Consider the following 18,413-nt stretch of genomic DNA (forward strand, 5'->3'; position numbering starts at 1 on the left):
CGGCCCCGCCAACCGCTCCACTCCCCACCTCCGCCCCGACACCCTCAGGCACGCCCTCGCCGCAGCTGCCCTAGCACCCAGACACATCCCCAGAAAGACGGCGAAGCCCGCCGCCGCCACGCCGCCGCCTCCCCCAACCCCCGGCCCCGCCAACCGCTCCACTCCCCACCTCCGCCCCGACACCCTCAGGCACGCCCTCGCCGCAGCTGCCCTAGCACCCAGACACATCCCCAGAAAAGCGACGAAGCCCGCCGCCGCCACGCCGCCGCCTCCCCCAACCCCCGGCCCCGCCAACCGCTCCACTCCCCACCTCCGCCCCGACACCCTCGGGCACGCGGTCGCCGCAGCTGCCGTAGCGCCCCGTACACACCCCGGAAAAAATTCGGGGTACGCCGCGACGGACGCCCCGCCCCTCCCCGTAGAGCAGGTGTCGCAGCTGCTTCCCGGGCGAAGGGTGGAACCGGATGGGTGTCGAGATCTGTGTGGAAGGGCTGAGCAAGTCCTTCGGTCACCAGGTCATCTGGGAGGACGTCTCGCTGACGCTGCCCGCTGGGGAGGTCTCGGTGATGCTCGGGCCGTCCGGGACGGGCAAGTCGGTGTTCCTCAAGACGCTCGTCGGGCTGCTGAAGCCTGAGCACGGCTCGGTGCGGGTCGCGGGCCGGGACGTCACCCGGCTGCGCGAACGCGACCTGTACGAGGTGCGGAAGTTGTTCGGCGTGCTGTTCCAGGACGGCGCGCTGTTCGGCTCCATGGACCTGTACGACAACATCGCCTTTCCGCTGCGCGAGCACACCCGCAAGTCCGAGAGCGAGATCAGGCGGATCGTGCTCGGGAAGATGGAGATGGTCGGGCTGATCGGCGCCGAGAAGAAGCTGCCCGGCGAGATCTCCGGCGGTATGCGCAAGCGGGCCGGGCTCGCCCGCGCCCTGGTCCTCGACCCGGAGATCATCCTGTTCGACGAGCCGGACTCGGGTCTGGATCCGGTGCGTGTGGCCTATCTCAACCAGCTCATCGTCGACCTCAACGCACAGACGGACGCGACCTTCCTGATCGTCACCCACGACATCGCCTCCGCCCGGCAGGTCCCCGACAACATCGGGCTGCTCTTCCGGCGTGAACTGGTCATGTTCGGGCCCCGCGAGCAACTGCTGACCAGCGACGAGCCGGTCGTACGGCAGTTCCTGAACGGCCGGATGCAGGGGCCGATCGGCATGGCGGAGGAGAAGGACGCGGCCCAGGTCGAGCAGGAACTGGCCCAGATGGACGAGCCCGGGTCGGCCGAGGGCCTGACCCCCCGCCTGCTGCCGAGCCCCGGCATCGCCCGCCCGCCCCGGTGGGAGGCGATCGCGCGCCGGGAGGCCGAGCTGCACGGGACGGGGGTGACGGGCGGATGAGCCTCTCCCCGACCGGTGCCCTCAGGCACTCCGGCAACCTGTTCGCGATGGCGCTGGACGTCGTCCGCACGCTGCCCCGACGGCCCTTCCAGGCACGGGAGTTCATCCAGCAGGCGTGGTTCGTGGCGAGCGTGACGATCCTGCCGACGGCGCTGGTCTCGATCCCGTTCGGGGCGGTCATCGCGCTGCAGATCGGCAGCCTGACCCGGCAGCTCGGCGCCCAGTCTTTCTCGGGCGCCGCGTCCGTGCTCGCCGTGCTGCGCGAGGCCTCGCCGATCGTCACCGCGCTGCTGATCGCGGGCGCGGGCGGTACGGCGATCTGCGCGGATCTCGGGGCGCGGAAGATCCGGGACGAGATCGACGCGATGCAGGTGCTCGGCATCGACCCGATCCACCGGCTCGTCGTTCCGCGTGTGCTGGCGTCCATGGTCGTGGCCGTGCTCCTCAACGGCCTCGTCTCGGTGGTCGGCGTCGCGGGCGGCTATTTCTTCAACGTCATCCTCCAGCACGGCACCCCCGGCGCCTACCTGGCGTCCTTCACCACCCTCGCCCAGCTGTCCGACCTGTGGGCGGCCGAGATCAAGGCGCTGGTGTTCGGGGCCATCGCGGCGATCGTCGCCTCGTACAAGGGGCTGACGGCGAAGGGCGGCCCGAAGGGCGTCGGCGACGCCGTCAACCAGTCCGTGGTCATCACCTTCATGTTGCTGTTCGTGACCAACTTCGTGATGACCGCCGTGTACTTCCAGGTCGTCCCGCAGAGGGGTTAGCCAATGAGACTTCTCGACCGCCCCTTGCGCTCACTCGAAGAGCTGGGCACCCAACTCTCCTTCTACGGCCGCTCGCTCGCGTGGACCGGCCGCACCCTGCGCCGCTACAAGAAGGAGATCCTGCGGCTGCTCGCCGAGGTCAGCTTCGGACGCGGTGCACTCGCCGTCGTCGGCGGCACGGTCGGCGTGATCGCCTTCCTGTCCTTCTTCACCGGCACCGAGGTCGGCCTCCAGGGCTACGCAGCCCTGAACCAGCTCGGCACCTCCAACTTCGTGGCGTTCCTGTCGGCGTACTTCAACACCCGGGAGATCGCCCCGCTGGTGGCCGGACTCGCCCTGTCCGCGACGGTCGGCGCCGGGTTCACCGCACAGCTCGGCGCGATGCGGATCAGCGAGGAGACCGACGCGCTGGAGGTGATGGGCGTGCCGTCGCTGCCGTTCCTGGTGACGACCCGGATGATCGCCGGCTTCGTCGCGGTGATCCCGCTGTACGTGATCGGGCTGCTGTCGTCCTACTTCGCCGCGCGAACCATCACCACCGGCTACTACGGGCAGTCGACGGGTACCTACGACCACTACTTCCAGCAGTACCTGCCGCCGGTGGACGTGCTCTGGTCCTTCGGCAAGGTGATCGTCTTCGCGGTGCTGATCATCCTGGTGCACTGCTACTACGGCTACCACGCGAGCGGCGGCCCGGCGGGCGTCGGGGTCGCGGTGGGCCGGGCGGTGCGGACGTCCATCGTCGCCATCAACGTCCTGGACTTCTTCCTGAGCCTCGCGATCTGGGGGGCCAGCACGACCGTACGGATCGCGGGGTGAACCGGTGAAACATCTGAGGCTCAGGCTGTACGGCATCGCGTTCATCGCCGTCCTCGCGTCGCTGCTCTCGCTCGCGGTGGCCGTCTACCAGCAGGCGTTCACGCCCGTCGTACCGATCACCCTGGAGGCGGACACTCTCGGCAACCAGCTCGATCCGCGCGCCGACGTGAAGCTGCGCGGGGTGCTGGTCGGCGAGGTGCGCGAGGTGCACGCCGACGGCACGAAGGCGACCCTCGACATCGCGCTCAAACCGCAGTACGTCCCGTACATCCCCTCGGACGTGCATGCGCGGCTGCTGCCGAAGACCCTGTTCGGCGAGAAGTACGTCGACCTCGTGGCGCCCGGCCGTTCCGCGCAGTCGCCTGCCCGGTCCATCCGCGCCGGGGACGTGATCACCCAGGACCGCACGAAGGTCGGCATCGAGGTGCAGCAGCTGATGAACGACCTGCTGCCGCTGCTGCGGACCGTCCGGCCCGGTGAGCTCAATGCCACGCTCTCGGCGTTCGCCACCGCGCTGGAAGGCCGCGGCGACCGGATCGGCGACAACCTCACCCGGGTCGAGGGCTATCTGCGCCGCCTCAACCCGCACCTGCCGTCGCTCAAGGAGGACATCTCGCGCTTCGCCGACGTCGCCGAGGTCTACGGCGATGCCGCACCCGACCTGATGCGGATCCTGCGCAACACGGTCACCACCAGCCGGACGATCGTCGAGAAGAAGGACCAGCTGGCCGCGGGCCTCCGCTCGACCGCTGCGGTGGCGGGCACGGCGGACGACTTCCTGTCCCAGAACGGCGACCGGCTGATCGCTCTGGGCCGGGTCTCCCGCCCCACGCTGCAACTGTTCGCCCGCTACTCCCCCGAGTACCCGTGCCTGCTGAAGGGCCTGGTCCGGCAGGAGCAGGCGTCGGAGGACGCGTTCCGGGGCGGGGAGATGCGGATCACCCTGGAGGTCGTCCGGCCGCAGGGCGCGTACCGGCCCGGTGAGGAGCCGGTGTACGGCGAGCGGTCCGGCCCGAACTGCCGTGGGCTGCCGGATCCGCCGGTGCCCGGGCCCAAGCCTCATCTGAACGACGGTACGTCCGCCCGGAGTTCGGGCGGACCACTCCCCGGAGGTGTCGACGTGTCCGCCACCGCGGCCGAGCAGCGGGCCGTCGGCTCGCTCGTGGCCCCCGTCATGGGCGTCCCCGCGGACCAGGTGCCGCCCGTCGCGACCCTGCTGTTCGGGCCGCTCGCACGCGGAACGGCGGTGAGCATCGCATGAGCAGGGCAGGAGCCCGGCAGACCGCCGGTCCACTGATCAAGTTCAGCCTGTTCGCGCTGGTCACCATCGCGGCGACGGCGCTGCTCGCCGCCACCATCGTCAACATCTCCTTCACCCCGAAGGACACCTATCACGCGGTGTTCTCCGACGTCACCGGGCTGGAGACGGGCGACGACATCCGGGTGGCCGGAGTGCGGGTCGGCCAGGTCGAGGGCATCCGGATCAAGGACCGGACCCTGGCCGAGGTCACGTTCACCGTCACCGCCGACCGGCCGCTGTTCGCCGGCACCCACGCGGTGGTCCGCTACCGCAACCTGGTCGGGCAGCGGTACATCGCGCTGACCGAGGGCACCGGCGGCAGCGGGCGGCTGCGGCCCGGCGGCACCATCCCGCTGTCCCGGACCCAGCCGGCGCTGGACCTCAACGCCCTGCTGAACGGCTTCAAGCCGCTGTTCGCGGCGCTCAGCCCGAGCGACGTCAACCAGCTCGCCACCGAGATCGTCCAGACCCTCCAGGGCGAGGGCGGCACGGTGAACAGCCTGCTCGCGCACACGGCCTCGCTCACCACGACCCTCGCCGACCGCGACCAGCTGATCGGCTCGGTGATCGACAACCTCAACACCGTCCTGAAGACGCTCGACAAGCGCGGCTCCCGCTTCTCCGATCTGCTCACGCAGTTGCGCCGGGTGGTCTCGGGGCTGTCCGCCGACCGCAAGCCCATCGGGGAGTCCCTGGTGAGCATCGGCGATCTCACGGACGCCACGGCGGGGCTGCTGAAGGACGCACGTCCGCCGCTGAAGGACGACATCGCCGGGCTCGGCGATCTCACCGGAACGCTGAACAAGAACGAGACCACCGTGGAGGGTGTCCTGAAACGGCTGCCGAACAAGCTCAACAAGCTGACCGGGACGGCGTCCTACGGCTCGTGGTTCAACTTCTACCTCTGCGACTTCGACGGCCGGATCGTGCTGCCGAAGACGAAGCAGGTGATCACCCCGGACCTGCACGTGGCACGGGCGAGGTGCGGCGGATGAGCATGCGCGTCCCGCGGCGCAGGGTCCGCCGCCCCGAACCGCTGGTGAAGGTACGGGTCCTGCCACCGAGACTGCCGAGGCTCCTGCCCCGGCTGCCGAGGCGCGAGGCGCGCCCCGAGCCCTTGGTGAAAGTGCGCGTCCTGCCGCCCCGGTTGCCGAGGCTCCTGCCGCGGCTGCCGAAGCGCAAGACCGGTCCCCAGCCCCTGGTGAAGGTGCGCGTCCTGCCACCGAAGCTGCCCAGGATCCGGCTGGGGCGCCCTCGGCTGAAGCCGTTCCGGGAGCGTAACCCGGTCGTCGTCGGCGCCGTCGGTCTCACCGTCCTCGCGCTGCTCACGGTCGCCGCCTTCAACGCCGACAGCCTGCCGCTGATCGGCGGCGGCGACACCTACAGCGCCGCCTTCTCGGAGGCCGGCGGGCTCAAGCCGGGCGACGAGGTGCGGATCGCCGGGGTCAAGGTCGGCAAGGTCGAGGACGTCGGCCTGGACGGCGACCATGTCAAGGTCACCTTCAAGGTGAAGGGTCACCCGGCGTTCGGCACCGACACGGGCGCGTCGATCCGGGTCAAGACGATCCTCGGAGCGAAGTATCTGGCCCTCTCCCCCAGGGGACCCGGGCAGTTGAAGCCGGGCAGTGAGATCCCGATCGGGCGGACGGTGTCGGCGTACGACGTCGTCCAGGCCTTCAGCGACCTCACGACCACCACCGAGGAGGTCGACACGGACCGGCTCGCGAAGGCGCTGGACACGATCTCCGTCACCTTCCAGGACTCGCCCGCGGAGGTGCGGGCGTCCATCAAGGGACTGTCGCGGATCTCTCGGACCGTGGCCTCCCGTGACAAGGCGCTGCGCGGGCTCCTCGACCACGCGAACGGGGTCACCAAGGTGCTGGCCGGCCACACCAAGGACTTCTCGGCGCTGGTGAAGGACGGCGACGCGCTCTTCAAGGAGATCGGCCGGCGCCGTACGGCGATCCACGACCTGCTCAAGAGCTCCGCCCTGCTGGGCATCGAGCTGTCGGGCCTGGTCGACGACAACAGCAAGGACATCGGGCCCGCACTGAAGAACCTCGACACCTTCGTGAAGATGCTCGAACGCAACCAGGCGAGCCTCGACCGCAGCGTCCAGCTCCTCGCGCCGTACGTGCGGCTGTTCACCAACACCCTCGGCAACGGCCGCTGGTTCGACTCCTACGTCCAGAACCTGGTCGCCGCCCCGGTCACGCCCCGGACGGGAGGCACCCGATGACCCGCAGACTCCTGGCCCTGTTCACCGCGCTCGCGGTCGTCGCGGGCCTCGCCGTGCTCCTGTGGCCCGGCCCCGACCCCGTCCGGGTCACGGCGTACTTCCCGCGCACCGTCGGCATCTACCCCGGCTCCGACGTCCGGGTGCTCGGTGTCCGCATCGGCGAGGTCAGGAAGATCACGCCGGAGGGCGGCCGGGTGCGGGTGGAGCTGGAGTACGACCGGGGCCGCAGGGTCCCCGCGAACGCCCAGGCCGCCATCGTCAACTCCTCGGTGGTCAGCGACCGTTACGTGCAGCTGCTGCCGGTGTACCGGACGGGCCCGGTCATGCGGGACGGCGACGTCATCCCCGAGTCCCGTACGGCCGTCCCCGTCGAGCTGGACCGGATCTTCGACAGCCTGCACACCACGGCGGAGGCACTCGGGCCGGTCGGCGCCAACAAGAAGGGCTCGCTGTCCCGGCTGCTGGGGGTGAGCGCCGACAACCTCCGGGGGCAGGGCGAGAACCTGAACCAGACGGTCGGGGACCTCTCCGAGGCGGTCACCACGCTGTCCGACGGGCGCGGCGACCTGTTCGGGACCGTGCGGAACCTGCAGGTGTTCACGGCCGCACTGGCGGCGGACGACACCAGCGTGCGGTCCTTCGACACCGACCTCGCCGACGTGGCCGGGCAGCTGGCCGGGGAGCGCAAGGATCTCGCGGCCGCGCTGAAGTACCTGGCCGCGGCCCTCGGCGACGTCTCCGGCTTCGTGAAGGGCAACAAGAAGGCGCTGGCCTCGGACGTACGGGGCCTGGCCAGGGTCACCAAGGTGCTCGTCACCCAACGGGCCGCACTGGAGGAGCTGTTGACCGTCGCGCCCACCGGCCTGTCGAACCTGCAGAACGCCTACAACCCCGCAGCCGGCACCCTCGACACCCGCAACAACGCGCAAGCCCCGCAGGACCCCGCGTCCCTGCTCTGCTCGATCCTGAGGACGACCGGGGACGAGGGCGGCAAGAACCCCGACTGCACCGACCTGAAGAAGCTCTTCCACTCCCTGCCCGAGGTGCCGTCGGCCCCTGCGGGGACGGGCACGGTCGACAAGACCCTCGGCGGAATCCTGGGGGCCCGGGTATGAGCGCGCGGCGCTTGGGGCGGGTGGCCGCCTGGACGGCGGTCGGCTCACTGCTGCTGACCGGCTGCGAGTTCAACGGCTGGTACGACGTCCCGCTCCCCGGCGGCGCCGCCTCGGACGGCCGCGCCTACCATGTCACCGTCGACTTCCGGGACGTCCTGGACCTGGTGCCGCAGTCGGCGGTGAAGGTGAACAACGTCACCGTGGGCACGGTCGAGAAGGTGCAGCTGGACGGCTGGCACGCGCGGGTGCGGCTGCGGATCGCCGACTCGGTGAAGCTGCCCGGCAACGCGGTCGCCGACCTGCGGCAGACCAGCATGCTCGGCGAGAAGTACGTGGCCCTGTCCGCACCGGCCGGCACGCCACCCGTCGGGCGGCTCCGCGACGGCGACCGCATCCCGCTCTCCCGCAGCGGCCGCAACGCGGAGGTCGAGGAGGTGCTGTCCGCCCTGTCCGCGCTGCTCAACGGCGGCGGGGTGGCCCAGCTGAAGACGATCACCGTGGAGCTGAACAAGGCCCTGAACGGCCGTGAGGACCGGGTCAGGTCGCTGCTGAAGCAGCTCGACACCTTCCTCGGCGGCCTCGACGACCAGCGGGGCGAGATCGTGCGCGCGCTCAAGGGCGTCGACCGGCTCGCCGAGCGGCTGAAGAAGGAGAAGAAGACGATCGCCCTCGCCGTCGACACCATGCCGCCGGCCCTGAAGGCCCTCGCCGACCAGCGCCGCGACCTGACGAAGATGCTCAGCGCACTGTCCCGGCTCGGCACGACCGGCACCAAGGTGGTGAACGCCTCCCACGCCGACACCGTCGCCGACCTGAGAAGTCTGCAACCCGTCCTGCAGGAGCTGAACAAGGCGGGCGACGACCTGCCCAACTCCCTCGAACTGCTGACCACATATCCGTTCCCGCGCAATGCCACGGACGCGGTCAAGGGCGACTACGTCAACCTGAGGATCACCGCCGACCTCGACCTGGCGGGCATCTACGGCAACCTGAACGGCAAGCCCGGCAAGGGCAGGAGCACCCCGGCGCCCGGGACCCCGCGTCTTCCGGGTGTCCCCACGCCGGTCCCCCTGCCGTCCCTGCCGGCCACCCCGCCCCTCCCGTCCGCCCCGTCGGTGCCCTCCGCACCCGCCGTGCCCTCGAAGCCCTCCGACGGCAGCACCCTGCTGTGTCCGCCGGTGTGCACCGCGGCCTACGGCACGGGGGACGGCTCCCGTCGCCTCCCACCCGGGATCGACCTCGGCCTGGCCGAGCTGATGCTGAAGGGGATACTGCCGTGATCACACGTACGGTCAGGGCCCAGTTGCTCGCCTTCGCGACCGTCACCGCCCTCGGGGTGTCGTACGTCGGCGCCCGGTACACGGGCCTGGTGGACGACGTGCTGCACCGTGGATACACCGTGCGCGCCGACTTCGCCGAGTCCGGGGGTGTGTTCCCCGGCGCGGAGGTCACCTACCGCGGGGTGCCGGTGGGCCGGGTGGGCGATCTGCGGCTGAACGGGTCCGGGGTCTCGGTGGCGCTGAAGATCGAGGACGGTGCCCCGAGGATCCCGGCCGACACACTCGCGGTGATCGCCGACCGTTCGGCGGTGGGCGAGCAGTACGTCGACCTCCAGCCGCGCGGGTCGGGCGGGCCGTACCTCATCGACGGCAGCCCGATCCCACGCAGCCGCACCCGGACCCCGCTGCCGGTCACCGACCTGGTCCTCAGCCTCGACCGGCTGGTCAACTCGGTCGGCAAGGACGATCTGCGGGTCACCGTCGACGAGTTGGGCAAGGCGTTCGCCGGCACCGGGCCGAACCTGAGCCGTCTGGTCGACTCCGGCAACTCCCTGGTGGAGTCGGCGTCCGCATCGCTCCCGCAGACCGTCTCGCTGATCGAGGACTCGCGGAAGGTGCTGAAGACCCAGGCCGACCAGGGCTCGGCCATCAAGTCGTTCTCCCGTGATCTGGCTACGCTCACCGCGCAGCTGAAGTCGAGCGACGGCGATCTGCGCCGGCTGATCGGCAACACGGTGCCCGCCACGCAGGAGCTGGACTCCCTGCTGAAGTCCACCCGGCCGCACGTGCCGGTCCTGCTGGCCAACCTCATCAGCGGCGGCCAGATCACCGTGGCCCGGCTGCCCGGCGTCGAGCAGGCCCTGGTCACGCTCCCGCTCACCGTGGCGGGCAGCTACACGGTGATCCCGGGCGACGGCACCACCCACTTCGGGCTGACCGTGAACGCCGACGACCCGCCCGCCTGCACCCAGGGGTACGGCACCCAGCGCCGCGACCCGGCCGACACCGGCCCGCGCCCGGCGAACACCGACGCCCGTTGCACGGCGCCGCGGGGCAGCAAGACGTCGGTACGCGGTGCACAGAACGCCCCCGGCGCGAGGACCGGCGCGGACGGCGCGAACCAGGCCGCGTTCGTGGCCCCGTACGACCCGGAGACCGGCACCCTGACCGGCCCGGACGGAACGCCCGTCGAGATCGGCTCGGCGGGCGGCGAACAGAGCGTGTTCGGAAAGGAGTCGTGGCAATGGCTGCTCGTGGGACCGATGGCATGACAGGGGGACGCATGCGGCTGCTGTCGGCCGGCCTTGTCGCCGCGACCGTGCTGACGACCGTGCTCTGCGTCTGGCTGGGCCTGAAGCTGGCCGACCAGCGCGGGACGGAGCAGCGCCGCCAGGAGGTCCTGGCGGCGGCCCGCCAGTCGGCGCTGAACTTCACCTCGCTCGACTACCGGCACTACGACCAGGACAGCCGCACTGTGCTGGAGGGTGCCACCGGCGACTTCAAGAAGCAGTTCGCTGCGCAGACAGCCCAGTTGACGAAGCTGGTCGCGCAGAACAAGTCGGTGTCCGAGGGGCAGGTGCTGGATGCGGGCATCGTGCGGTCCGACGCGCGCTCGGCTCGGGTGCTGGTCGTGGCCGACAGCAAGGTGACCAATACCGCCGCGCCCGAGGGCCAGGCGCGCACCTACCGGCTCCAGCTCGACCTCGTGCGGGTCGGCGACCGCTGGCTGACCTCCGACGTCACGTTCGTGGGCTGACCCGCCGGTGAGGCCATCAGTGAGGAGAGAGACCATGGCGAACCCGACCCGAACCCGCGGCAGCGGCTCCCCGGCCCGCCGTACGCTGACCGCGGCCGCCCGCGCGGCGGCCAAGCGCGCCGGGCGGCCGGAGCGCGCTCCCCGCCGGGAGGAGGAGGAGGTCTCCCCCGGGCGCACGCTGCTCATCGATCCCCCGGCGGACGGCTGGGAGGACCCGCCGGAGCCCGAGCCGTCCGACGCACCCGAGTCGTCCGACGCACTCGAGCCGTCCGAGAACGAGCCGCAGGAGAGTGGGTCGCAGGAGAGCGCGTCCCCGCGCAGGGCCGGACGGCACGTGCTCATCGCGGTACTGGGCGTCGTCCTCGTGGCGGCCCTGGTCGTGGCCGCCGTACTCGGCTGGCGGTACCGGGAGGGGCGGCAGGCGGAGCAGGCCCGCGGCGAGGCCCTCGCGGCCGCGCAGAAGGCGGCGCCGGCCGTGCTGTCGTACGACTACCGGCATCTGGACCGCGACTTCGCCCGGGCCCGTGCCCTGCTGACCGGGCACTTCCGCGACGAGTACGGAAGGACCACGAAGACGGTGGTCGCGCCGACCGCGACGAAGTACCACGGAGTGGTGAAGGCGACCGTGGCCACGCCCGCCGACGGCGGCGCCCCCGCGGCCTCCGTCGTGTCGGCGACATCGGACCGGGCCGTCGTCCTGCTCTTCGTCAACCAGGTCACCGAGAGCACCCAGGTCCCGGAGCCCCGGCTGGACCTGAACCGGGTGCGGATGACGCTCACCCGCACCTCCGACGGCTGGAAGGTGAGCGGCGTCGACGCCCTCTGACCAGGCCTTCCCATGTGCCCCTGCGCGATCGCGCGGGGGCACTTTTTCGTGGGCTCTCTTGACAGTCCTCCACCCCCGCAGGCAATCTTTCCATACAGCAGAAAGCAACTTCCGCAATACGGAATTACAGGGAAGGGAGCGCCGTCCCCGTGGGATTCGCAGACCAGCGCTTCAACGTCAACCTGTCGATCCTCTTCACGGAACTCCCGCTCCTGGAGCGCCCCGCGGCCGCCGCCGCGGCGGGCTTCACGGCGGTCGAGCTGTGGTGGCCCTGGGTCGACTCCCCCACTCCCGAGCAGTCCGAGCTCGACGCCCTGAAGAAGGCGATCGAGGACGCGGGCGTCCGGCTCACGGGGCTGAACTTCTACGCCGGACAGCTGCCGGGCCCGGACCGCGGCGCCCTGTCGATCCCGGGCGAGGAGTCGGAGAGGTTCCGCGCCAACATCGACGTGGCCGCCGACTTCGCCGGCTCCCTCGGCTGCACGGCGCTCAACGCCCTGTACGGCAACCGCGTCGAGGGCGTGGACCCGGCGGAGCAGGACGCGCTCGCCCTGGAGAACCTCGCCCTCGCGGCCCGGGCGGCCGACCGGATCGGCGCCATCCTGCTGATCGAGACGCTGAACCGGCCGGAGTCCCCGCTGTACCCGCTGGTGAGCGCGCCCGCCGCCATCGAGGTCGTGGACAAGGTCAACGAGGCGACGGGCCTCGGGAACGCCAGGTTCCTGATGGACCTGTACCACCTGTCCATGAACGGCGAGGCCCTGCCGTCGGTCATCGAGCAGCGCGCGGCGAAGACCGGCCACGTCCAGATCGCCGACAACCCCGGCCGCGGCGCCCCCGGGACGGGTTCGCTCCCACTGGAGGAGCTGCTCGACCAGCTCAGGAAGGCCGGTTACGACGGCTGGGTCGGCCTGGAGTACAAGCCGGGCGACCGCCCGAGCGCCGAGGCCTTCGGCTGGCTCCCGCGCGAAGCCCGCGCGGCGCGCTGAACCCCCTGACTTCGCAAGGCAGTTGAGAGAGGCACCCCCATCATGAGCAGCAATCTCCCCAAGATCGCGTGGATCGGCCTCGGCATCATGGGCTCCCCCATGTCCGAGAACCTGATCAAGGCGGGTTACGACGTCACCGGCTTCACCCTGGAGCAGGACAAGCTGGACCGCCTGGCCGCCGCCGGCGGCACCGCCGCCCCCTCGATCGCCGAGGCCGTGCGCGACGCCGACGTGGTGATCACCATGGTCCCCGCCTCACCGCAGGTCGAGGCCATCTCCTACGGCCCGGACGGCATCCTGGAGAACGCCCGGCAGGGCGCCCTGCTGATCGACATGTCCTCGATCACCCCGCAGACCTCCGTGGACCTCGCGAAGGCCGCCGGGGACAAGGGCATCCGGGTGCTGGACGCCCCGGTGTCCGGCGGCGAGGCCGGCGCCGTCGAGGCCGTACTGTCGATCATGGTCGGCGGTGAGCAGGCCGACTTCGACCAGGCCAAGCCGATCTTCGAGGCACTCGGCAGGACCATCGTGCTGTGCGGCCCGCACGGCTCGGGCCAGACCGTGAAGGCGGCCAACCAGCTGATCGTCGCCGTGAACATCCAGGCGTGCGCCGAGGCCGTCGTCTTCCTGGAGAAGTCGGGCGTGGACCTGGCGGCCGCGCTGGACGTCCTCAACGGCGGCCTCGCGGGCTCCACCGTGCTGACGCGGAAGAAGGACAACTTCCTGAACCGCGACTTCAAGCCGGGCTTCCGGATCGACCTGCACCACAAGGACATGGGCATCGTCACCGACGCCGCCCGCAACGTCGGCGCCGCACTGCCGGTCGGTGCCGTGGTCGCCCAGCTGGTCGCCTCGCTGCGCGCCCAGGGCGACGGCGGCCTGGACCACTCGGCCCTGCTGCGCGCGGTCGAGCGCCTCTCCGGCGCTCAGCTGTAGAGACTTCCGGGCCGCGGCGCCGCTGACACCTGTCCTGTCGCGCCCAGGCGGCGCCGCGGCCCGGAATCGACCTTCAACAAACTGTTGACGCTCGGATCACCAACTTTTAGGCTCCACGAAGCGGAAACAGGTTTCCGCTGACACCCGCACGGAAGGTCCCCGATGTCGAAGCGCGTGCTCACGACAGAGTCCGGCGCCCCGGTCGCCGACAACCAGAATTCCGCCTCCGCCGGCGTCGGCGGCCCGCTCCTGATACAGGACCAGCACCTCCTGGAGAAGCTCGCACGCTTCAACCGCGAGCGGATCCCGGAGCGTGTGGTGCACGCCCGCGGCTCCGGCGCGTACGGCCACTTCGAGGTGACGGACGACGTCACCGGCTTCACCCACGCCGACTTCCTGAGCACGATCGGCAAGCGCACCGAGGTGTTCGTGCGCTTCTCCACGGTGGCCGACTCCCTCGGCGGCGCGGACGCCGTCCGTGACCCGCGCGGCTTCGCGGTGAAGTTCTACACCGGGGAGGGGAACTACGACCTCGTCGGCAACAACACCCCGGTGTTCTTCATCAAGGACCCGATCAAGTTCCCCGACTTCATCCACTCGCAGAAGCGCGACCCCTTCACGGGCCGTCAGGAGCCCGACAACGTCTGGGACTTCTGGGCGCACGCCCCCGAGGCCACGCACCAGGTGACCTGGCTGATGGGCGACCGCGGCATCCCGGCGTCGTACCGGCACATGAACGGCTACGGCTCGCACACCTACCAGTGGACGAACGCCCAGGGCGAGGCCTTCTTCGTCAAGTACCACTTCAAGACGAACCAGGGCATCCGCTCGCTGAGCAGCGAGCAGGCCGCGGAGCTCGCGGGCAAGGACCCGAACTCCCACCAGACGGACCTGCTGCAGGCGATCGAGCGCGGCGTGCACCCGTCGTGGACCCTGTACGTCCAGCTCATGCCGGCGGCCGAGGCGGCGGACTACCGCTTCAACCCGTTCGACCTGACCAAGGTGTGGCCGCACCAGGACTACCCGCTGCAGCGGGTGGGCCGCCTGGTGCTGGACCGCAACCCGGACAACGTCTTCGCCGAGGTCGAGCAGGCCGCGTTCTCCCCGAACAACTTCGTGCCCGGCATCGGCCCCTCCCCCGACAAGATGCTCCAGGGCCGCCTGTTCGCCTACGCGGACGCGCACCGCTACCGCCTGGGGGTCAACCACACCCTGCTGCCGGTCAACTCCCCCAAGGCGGTCCCGGGCGGTGCCCGGAACTACGGCCGCGACGGCTACATGGCGTTCAACGCGCAGGGCCGCGGCGCCAAGAACTACGAGCCGAACTCCTACGACGGCCCGGTGGAGACCGGCCGCCCGCTGTCGGCACCCCTGGCGGTGTCGGGCCACACGGGCAACCACTCCGCCCCCCTCCACACCAAGGACGACGACTTCTACCAGGCGGGCGAGCTGTACCGCCTGATGTCGGCGGAGGAGAAGTCCCGCCTCGTCGCGAACATCGCCGGCGGCCTGTCACAGGTCTCCCGCGACGACGTGATCGAGAAGAACCTGGCCCACTTCCACGCCGCCGACCCGGAGTACGGCAAGCGCGTGGAGGAGGCGGTCCGCGCCCTGCGCGAGGACTGAGATCAGGAACCAGCGAGCAGCGTACGGGAGCTGACGGGAAGTCAGGATCCCCGCACGCGGCCCGCGCCGACCGCAGTACGGCCCGGATGAGGGGTGGTCGTGCGGCGGTGGGCGCGGGCAGGGCGCGGACCGTGGCGGCATGCGAGCCAGTGCGGTGGTCAAGGACCGGGTCCTCTTCTCGACCAGAGGGAAGGGTCCCCGGCTCCGTCGCACGCCCCACGGTCCCACCCAGCCCCCTCCGACGGGGGCCACCCGCTCCGTCCGGCGGCGCGAACGACCTGTCGCGCCCAGCCTCGCGCCGTCGGACGGTCATCATCGAGAACGCTCCCCACGCCGGCTCGCCGCCCGCGCAGAGGGAGCGTTCGGCGTTGCGGGGCGCCTTCTCCGCACGCCCGGCCGTCAGCCGGAGCGGTCTCCTGCCACCGCCGCACCGCCGTCTGTACGGCCTCCTCGTCCTCGACGGCATGGGCCCCGGACGCACCCGCGGCACCGGGGATCACATCGTCGTCGGTGACCAGCACACCGCCGGCCCACGGCACGAAGTCGCCGCCGTAGAGGTGCTGGAGGCTGTCGACGATCCCTCCGGGCAGCTTGATCAGACCGGAGGACCGCAGGGCGAGCAGCGCGGTGCGCGCCTTGGCCACGGCGATGCGGCTGGTCATCGGCATCCCGCCGTCGGCCCGGCGCAGGACCACCACCTCATCGGTCAGATCGACCACGCCACCGCCGGCGGAGGGAAACCCCGCTCCGCGCCGACCGCCGGCGCGGCCTGCACGAGCCGGTCCGCCTCGGCCGACGTCGGACCGGGTAAGCGTGGGGTGTCGGACATGATCCCGAAACCAGCGGCGGCGCCTCAGGGCCGTCAAAGCACCCGCCCCCGCGCCCCGAACCGCCGGGCGGCGACCGACGTGCGAGAACCCGGCCGGCGCAGGACGCTGAACCCATGGGCAATCCGACGCACCACCCGCACATCGTGGTCCACTCCCCGGCACTGGACGGCTCCCGGCGGGTCACCGAGGGGGAGGTGACCCTGGGGATCGCCTCGCATCTGGACGATGTCGTGGAGATCCTGCGGCTGGCCGATCTGGACCGGATCGAAGTGGAGGAGAGCGATCTCATCGAGTGGCAGGGCGGCGGGCCCGACGACTGGCCGGGACTGTCGGAGCACGAGCTGTAGCGGCTGGTGTACGGCAGCGGTCGTAGCCGGACTACGCCATCCTCAAATCATCCTCTGAACACCGCGGCTCAGGCTTCAACCGCCCCCGCGGTCGGGCATGTTACGGGCACGGGGCCCGCCGGCACGGGGGCGGCGGGCCCCGCAACGGGGGAGGCACGGGGGACGCGTAAGGGCGGCCCGTCCTGCTGGACGGGCCGCCCTTGGTGTGCGTGGCGGGGGATCAGACCTTCAGCGGCTTGATCGACGTCGGCGCGTGGCCCGGCTCGGTGGCCAGGTCCTCGAACTCGGAGATGTCGCTGATGTCCATGGTGCGGCTCATCGAGATGTTGGTGATCCGCTCCAGGATCGCCTCGACGACGACCGGCACCCGGTACTCCGCGGCCAGCTTCTTCGCCTGCTCGAAGGCCGCGCCCAGCTGGTCAGGCTCGGTGACCCGGATCGCCTTGCAGCCCAGGCCCTCGGCGACCTTCACATGGTCGACGCCGTAGACGCCGATCTCCGGCGTGTTGATGTTCTCGAACTCCAGGTTGACCTGGAAGTCGATGTCCAGGCCGAGCTGCGCCTGACGGATCAGGCCCAGGTAGGCGTTGTTCACCAGCACATGGACGTACGGGATCCTGTGCTGGGCGGCGACCGCCAGCTCCTCGATCAGGAACTGGAAGTCGTAGTCGCCGGAGAGGGCCACCACCGGGCTGTCCGGGTCGGCCTTGGCGACGCCGATCGCGGCCGGGATGGTCCAGCCGAGCGGGCCGGCCTGGCCGCAGTTGATCCAGTGCCGCGGCTTGTAGACGTGCAGCATCTGCGCACCGGCGATCTGGGAGAGGCCGATGGTGGTGACGTACCGGGTGTCCGGGCCGAAGGCCTTGTTCATCTCCTCGTACACACGCTGCGGTTTCATCGGCACGTTGTCGAAGTGCGTACGGCGCAGCAGCGTGGCCTTGCGCTCCTGGGTGTCGGCGACCCAGGCGGAGCGGTCGGGGAGCCTGCCCTCGGCCTTCAGCTCCTTCGCCACCTCGACGAACAGTTCCAGCGCCACCTTCGCGTCGGAGACGACACCGTAGTCCGGCGGGAAGATCTTGCCGATCTGGGTGGGCTCGATGTCGACGTGGACGAACTTGCGCTCGCCGCGGTAGACGTCGAGCTTGTAGCCGGTGTGGCGGTTGGCCCAGCGGTTGCCGATGCCGAGGACGAAGTCCGACTCCAGGAAGTTGGCGTTGCCGTAGCGGTGCGAGGTCTGGACGCCGACCATGCCGGCGTTCAGCTCGTGGTCGTCGGGCAGCGCGCCCCAGCCCATCAGGGTGGGGATGACCGGGGTCCGGGTCAGCTCGGCGAACTCGACGAGCAGGTCGGCGGCGTCGGCGCCGATGATGCCGCCGCCGGCCACGATGACCGGGCGCTCGGAGCTCAGCAGGAAGGAGATCGCCTTCTCGATCTGGGCGCGGGTCGCGGCCGGCTTGTAGACGGGCAGCGGCTCGTACGTCTCCGGGTCGAACTCGATCTCGGTGAGCTGGACGTCGATCGGCAGGTCGATCAGGACCGGGCCGGGACGACCCGAGCGCATCAGGTGGAAGGCCTGCTGGACGACGCCGGGGACCTGCGCGGCCTCCAGGACGGTGACCGCCATCTTCGTCACCGGCTTGGCGATCGAGGCGATGTCGACGGCCTGGAAGTCCTCCTTGTGGATCACATGGGTGGGCGCCTGGCCCGTGATGCACAGGATCGGGATGGAGTCGCCGATGGCCGAGTACAGGCCGGTGATCATGTCGGTGCCGGCGGGACCGGAAGTGCCGATGCAGACGCCGATGTTGCCCGGCGCGGTGCGGGTGTACCCCTCGGCCATGTGCGAGGCACCCTCGACATGGCGGGCGAGGGTGTGGCTGATGCCGCCACCCTCCTTGAGAGCTTTGTAGAAGGGGTTGATCGCCGCGCCCGGCACACCGAAGGCGTCGGTGACGCCCTCGCGCTTGAGGATCTCAACTGCCGCGCGGGCAGCGGTCATACGAGCCATCGAGTACTCCTGCTTCGGCTTCTCGGATGCGTACTCCCGTCGCGCCCCGCGGTGAGCACAGTCTCCAGATTGTCGAAGTTCCGCGAACTTATTTCCGTATCGCGGAACTTAACTTCTACTATCTGGAATCAATGTAGAAGTGCGCGCCAAGTGTCGTCAAGAGAGGGCGAGACATGGCAAG

General features: G+C 70.5%; 17 protein-coding genes. 15 read left to right on the forward strand and 2 right to left on the reverse strand.

Annotation, left to right across the window (positions count from 1 at the left end; translation table 11 throughout):
- Positions 1-464: 464 nt before the first annotated feature.
- The 14 genes from ACZ5NH_RS34105 (at position 465) to ACZ5NH_RS34170 (ending at position 15,047) form a co-directional block, all read left to right on the forward strand.
- Positions 465-1,394 carry an ABC transporter ATP-binding protein gene (locus ACZ5NH_RS34105; RefSeq protein WP_388624010.1) on the forward strand — a complete coding sequence of 310 codons (930 nt, stop codon included), beginning with the start codon at positions 465-467 and terminating at the stop codon, positions 1,392-1,394.
- Positions 1,391-2,161, forward strand: coding sequence for an MlaE family ABC transporter permease (locus tag ACZ5NH_RS34110; RefSeq protein WP_023545776.1), 771 nt, complete (start codon positions 1,391-1,393; stop codon positions 2,159-2,161). The genes ACZ5NH_RS34105 and ACZ5NH_RS34110 overlap by 4 nt, the downstream gene beginning before the upstream one ends.
- A gap of 3 nt (positions 2,162-2,164) precedes the next feature.
- Entirely contained in the window at positions 2,165-2,980 is an 816-nt protein-coding gene (locus ACZ5NH_RS34115) for an MlaE family ABC transporter permease (RefSeq protein ID WP_388624013.1), read from the forward strand.
- A 4-nt stretch (positions 2,981-2,984) separates the two neighbouring features.
- Positions 2,985-4,241 (forward strand): MCE family protein, encoded by a 1,257-nt coding sequence (locus ACZ5NH_RS34120; protein ID WP_468780824.1) that lies wholly within the window; start codon positions 2,985-2,987, stop codon positions 4,239-4,241.
- The gene (locus tag ACZ5NH_RS34125; RefSeq protein ID WP_388624018.1) at positions 4,238-5,275 is read left to right on the forward strand and encodes an MCE family protein; all 1,038 of its coding nucleotides are present in this window, start codon (positions 4,238-4,240) and stop codon (positions 5,273-5,275) included. Before ACZ5NH_RS34120 ends, ACZ5NH_RS34125 begins: the two co-directional genes overlap by 4 nt.
- Positions 5,276-5,517: 242 nt before the next feature.
- A complete protein-coding gene (locus ACZ5NH_RS34130) occupies positions 5,518-6,519 on the forward strand; it encodes an MCE family protein (protein ID WP_388624946.1) in 1,002 nt (333 codons plus the stop codon).
- The gene (locus tag ACZ5NH_RS34135) at positions 6,516-7,634 is read left to right on the forward strand and encodes an MCE family protein (protein WP_468780826.1); all 1,119 of its coding nucleotides are present in this window, start codon (positions 6,516-6,518) and stop codon (positions 7,632-7,634) included. Before ACZ5NH_RS34130 ends, ACZ5NH_RS34135 begins: the two co-directional genes overlap by 4 nt.
- On the forward strand, positions 7,631-8,914 hold the full coding sequence (locus ACZ5NH_RS34140) for an MCE family protein (protein ID WP_468780828.1): 1,284 nt from the start codon (positions 7,631-7,633) through the stop codon (positions 8,912-8,914). The genes ACZ5NH_RS34135 and ACZ5NH_RS34140 overlap by 4 nt, the downstream gene beginning before the upstream one ends.
- Entirely contained in the window at positions 8,911-10,185 is a 1,275-nt protein-coding gene (locus ACZ5NH_RS34145) for an MCE family protein (protein ID WP_468780830.1), read from the forward strand. Before ACZ5NH_RS34140 ends, ACZ5NH_RS34145 begins: the two co-directional genes overlap by 4 nt.
- Complete coding sequence (locus ACZ5NH_RS34150) at positions 10,182-10,670, forward strand: hypothetical protein (protein WP_468780832.1); 489 nt, start codon at positions 10,182-10,184, stop codon at positions 10,668-10,670. The genes ACZ5NH_RS34145 and ACZ5NH_RS34150 overlap by 4 nt, the downstream gene beginning before the upstream one ends.
- Positions 10,671-10,704: 34 nt before the next feature.
- The gene (locus tag ACZ5NH_RS34155; protein ID WP_468780834.1) at positions 10,705-11,496 is read left to right on the forward strand and encodes a hypothetical protein; all 792 of its coding nucleotides are present in this window, start codon (positions 10,705-10,707) and stop codon (positions 11,494-11,496) included.
- Positions 11,497-11,645: 149 nt separating this feature from the next.
- Positions 11,646-12,485, forward strand: a complete 840-nt coding sequence (locus ACZ5NH_RS34160) for a TIM barrel protein (RefSeq protein ID WP_468780836.1) — start codon at positions 11,646-11,648, stop codon at positions 12,483-12,485.
- A gap of 42 nt (positions 12,486-12,527) precedes the next feature.
- Entirely contained in the window at positions 12,528-13,421 is an 894-nt protein-coding gene (locus tag ACZ5NH_RS34165) for a 2-hydroxy-3-oxopropionate reductase (RefSeq protein WP_468780838.1), read from the forward strand.
- Positions 13,422-13,583: 162 nt separating this feature from the next.
- Entirely contained in the window at positions 13,584-15,047 is a 1,464-nt protein-coding gene (locus ACZ5NH_RS34170) for a catalase (protein ID WP_468780840.1), read from the forward strand.
- A gap of 158 nt (positions 15,048-15,205) precedes the next feature.
- Here ACZ5NH_RS34170 and ACZ5NH_RS34175 read toward each other — a convergent pair whose 3' ends face one another.
- Complete coding sequence (locus ACZ5NH_RS34175) at positions 15,206-15,766, reverse strand: heme-binding protein (RefSeq protein ID WP_468780842.1); 561 nt, start codon at positions 15,764-15,766, stop codon at positions 15,206-15,208.
- 224 nt (positions 15,767-15,990) lie between these two features.
- Between ACZ5NH_RS34175 and ACZ5NH_RS34180 the strand changes: the two genes are divergently transcribed.
- Complete coding sequence (locus tag ACZ5NH_RS34180) at positions 15,991-16,224, forward strand: hypothetical protein (RefSeq protein ID WP_388624045.1); 234 nt, start codon at positions 15,991-15,993, stop codon at positions 16,222-16,224.
- Between the two features lie 220 nt (positions 16,225-16,444).
- Here ACZ5NH_RS34180 and gcl read toward each other — a convergent pair whose 3' ends face one another.
- The gene (gcl, locus tag ACZ5NH_RS34185) at positions 16,445-18,232 is read right to left on the reverse strand and encodes a glyoxylate carboligase (protein WP_468780844.1); all 1,788 of its coding nucleotides are present in this window, start codon (positions 18,230-18,232) and stop codon (positions 16,445-16,447) included.
- Between the last annotated feature and the right edge of the window lie 181 nt (positions 18,233-18,413).

The organism is Streptomyces sp. NPDC031426 (assembly GCF_055581585.1).